Origin of the sequence: Flavobacterium sp. (assembly GCF_044361065.1) — a bacterium.
Lineage (GTDB): Bacteria > Bacteroidota > Bacteroidia > Flavobacteriales > Flavobacteriaceae > Flavobacterium.
In genome coordinates this window covers 1-2,571 of the sequence record NZ_JBIKJI010000223.1, presented here as the reverse complement: position 1 = coordinate 2,571, position 2,571 = coordinate 1, and the positions used below count along the sequence as shown (strand labels likewise).

At 33.3% G+C, this 2,571-nt stretch carries 2 protein-coding genes; one reads left to right on the top strand and one right to left on the bottom strand.

Going from position 1 to position 2,571, the window contains the following annotated elements:
* Positions 1 to 48 precede the first annotated feature (48 nt).
* Entirely contained in the window at positions 49 to 1,557 is a 1,509-nt protein-coding gene (locus ACIQ11_RS10250) for a GH3 auxin-responsive promoter family protein (RefSeq protein ID WP_396154600.1), read from the bottom strand.
* A 63-nt stretch (positions 1,558 to 1,620) separates the two neighbouring features.
* On the opposite strand from ACIQ11_RS10250, the gene ACIQ11_RS10245 reads away from it, so the two are divergent.
* On the top strand, positions 1,621 to 2,415 hold the full coding sequence (locus ACIQ11_RS10245; RefSeq protein WP_396154598.1) for a DUF2797 domain-containing protein: 795 nt from the start codon (positions 1,621 to 1,623) through the stop codon (positions 2,413 to 2,415).
* Positions 2,416 to 2,571 lie beyond the last annotated feature (156 nt).

Genomic DNA, 2,571 nt, shown 5'->3' with positions numbered 1-2,571 from the left:
TACTGTTTTTACCTAAAAAAATAAAATTTGTAAAAAAGTAAGCAGTCCTTACATCGCTTTCAATTCTTCCAAATAGTCTCTTAAATTAGATAGTCTTGGAATTTTGTGTTGGCCGCCTAATTTATCTTTCTTTTTCAGCCAATCGTAAAATAAGTTTGTTCTTGCTACATTAACTACAAGTGGGTTTAACGTCATATTATTAAATCGTTTGGCTTCGTAGTCGGAATTTATGTGCTGTATATTTTTATCTAAAAGTGCTGAAAAATTTGCCATATTATCTGGATGTTTTTTAAATTCAATCATCCATTCGTGGGCACCTTTTTCTTTTCCATTCATAAAAATCGGTGCAACGGTATAATCTACCACTTCGCATTGCAAAGTTTCGCAGGTTTTTGCTAAAGCCACATCCGTGTTTTCAACCATTAGTTCTTCGCCAAACACGTTAATATGATGTTTGGTTCTACCGGTAACTTTTATACGAAAGGGTTGTAAGGAAGTAAATCGAATGGTATCGCCAATTAAATATCGCCATAAACCCGAATTGGTCGTAATGACTAAAGCATAATTTTTATGAAGTTCCACTTCGCTTAGCGGAATCACTTTTTGGTTTTCTTTTCCAAAGGTATCCATCGGAATAAATTCGTAAAAAATACCGTAATCTAACATTAGTAAAAGTTCGCTAACATTATTTTGATCTTGTAACGCAAAAAATCCTTCCGAGGCATTGTAAATTTCGTAATATTTAAAATCGTCTTTCGGAAATAAATTTTTGTATTGTTCTTTATACGGTTCAAAACTTACGCCTCCGTGAAAATACACTTCTACATTAGGCCATATTTCTAAAATATTGTTTTTTTTGTTTTCTTCCAGTGTTTTGTTTAGCAATACCATCATCCAACTGGGTACGCCAGCTAAACTGGTTACGTTTTCTAAGCTACTTTCCTTAATAATGGCGGGTAATTTGGTTTCCCAGTTGCTCATTAACGAGGTTTTGTTGCTGGGTGTGGAGCTAAATTCTGCCCACATTGGCATATTGTCAATTAATATGGCAGATAAATCGCCAAAAAAAGTATTGTTGTTTTCGTACAATTCTTTACTACCGCCCAAACGCAAACTTTTACCTGTAAATAACTGCGAATTTTCGTTATTATTTAAGTACATACACAGCAAATCTTTACTGGCTTTGTAATGATTGTGTTCTAAGGCTTCCGAACTTACGGGAATAAATTTGCTTTTAGCATTTGTGGTTCCGCTAGATTTTGCAAAGTATTTTATAGAAGAATTCCAAAAAATATTTTGCGCCCCTTGACGGGTTTGTGAAATTATCGGCTCTAAATCTTCGTAAGTAGAAACGGGTATTCTTTCGTTAAATGTTTGATAGTTTTTAATGCTCTGATAGTCGTATTTTTTTCCAAGAACGGTATTTTCTGCCGATTTTAATAAACCAAATAAAATTTCTTCCTGAACCTCCATAGGATATTTCATAAACAATTCAATTTGATGAATACGTTTTTTTAAAATCCAAGAGGCAATAGAATTTATTAAAGGTAATGGCATTTGCGTATCAGTATTTTTATAACTTTACCAAAAATAATAATTTTTATTTCAATTACAATCTTTATGACAACATTTGAAGGAACATTAACAAAGATGGAAACCGAAATAGGTGCGCCAATTCAGTATTATTTAATTTTTGATTCCAATTTCATAAATGTTAATCAGTTAATCAATAAAGATTTAGAAATTACGCACAAAGGGTATCAGTGCTTAAATTGTAAAAAAGCCAAAAAAATATGGCGACAAGGATTTTGTTATGATTGTTTTTCAACCATTCCAGCTGCCGCCGATTGGATTATGAAACCCGAACTCAGTACGGCGCATTTAGATATCGAAGATAGAGATTTAGCGTATGAAAAACGGGTGCAATTGCAACCTCATATTGTATATCTCGCTTTGTCAAGTGAAGTAAAAGTAGGGGTAACCCGAAACACGCAAGTGCCTACTCGATGGATAGACCAAGGCGCTGTGCAAGCCATTCCTGTTTTAGAAACGCCTAATCGATATTTAGCAGGTATAGCTGAGGTGGCCTTAAAAAATCATTTTGCAGATAAAACCAATTGGCAAAAAATGCTGAAAAATGAAGTGCCTGTCACCAATTTATTTGAAGAAAAAAGCAAATTAAAACAATGGTTACCAGAGGAAACTAAGCCTTATTTTATTGAAGAAGACCATTTGTATCAAATGGATTTTCCAGTTCAAGCCTATCCGTTAAAAGTTACCAGTTTAAATTTAGAAAAAACACCCAATTTTTCTGGAAAAGTAGTGGGCATTAAAGGACAATACTTAATTTTTGAAGACGGAACCGTTTTTAATGTACGCACCTATGAAGGGTTTGTGGTAAAATTAAAATTTTAAAAACTATATTCAACACCAATTCCTAATATTTGTTTTAATTGTACTCTTGGGCCTTCTGTGATTTGAACACCGGCAACTTCTCGTTTGTTTTTAATATCGTTATCATACAATAAATGGGTGCCAATGTTAGCTCGAACATATTTATTAACAATCATT

Coding starts and splice junctions, on each gene's coding strand:
- ACIQ11_RS10245 (WP_396154598.1), top strand. CDS start 1,621: ATGACAACATTTGAAGGAACATTAACAAAGATGGAAACCGAAATAGGT.
- ACIQ11_RS10250 (WP_396154600.1), bottom strand. CDS start 1,557: ATGCCATTACCTTTAATAAATTCTATTGCCTCTTGGATTTTAAAAAAA.